The 257-nt window shown below is 33.5% G+C and carries 1 protein-coding gene; it reads right to left on the reverse strand.

The window, feature by feature from the left end; translation table 11 throughout:
• Positions 1-44: 44 nt before the first annotated feature.
• A partial coding sequence (locus R2R70_RS21475; protein ID WP_410979119.1) for a hypothetical protein occupies positions 45-257 on the reverse strand: 213 nt, incomplete at its 5' end.

The following is a 257-nucleotide window of genomic DNA, read 5'->3' on the forward strand; positions in this document are numbered from 1 at the left end:
CTATATTTTTATTTAATGAAAAAAGACTCATACGTAACTTTATTTTAGCTATAAAGGTCTTTTAATACAGTTTGTTGCGAATTTGATGCTTGAGCTTGCTCACTCTCAAGTATTTTTATAATAGCACCAAGGTCACTGTTTGTAGCTTTATTTCCATACAATTGCGCTTGTAATTGAATTACCTCAGTACTCAACTGTGAGTTATTAATCCGTCGGCATAACTCATCAATAGCGCCGGTATCCTGTTTGGTTATTTG

The sequence above is a fragment of the Cobetia sp. SIMBA_158 genome (assembly GCF_046566945.1).
GTDB classification, from domain to species: Bacteria; Pseudomonadota; Gammaproteobacteria; order Pseudomonadales; family Halomonadaceae; genus Cobetia; species Cobetia amphilecti.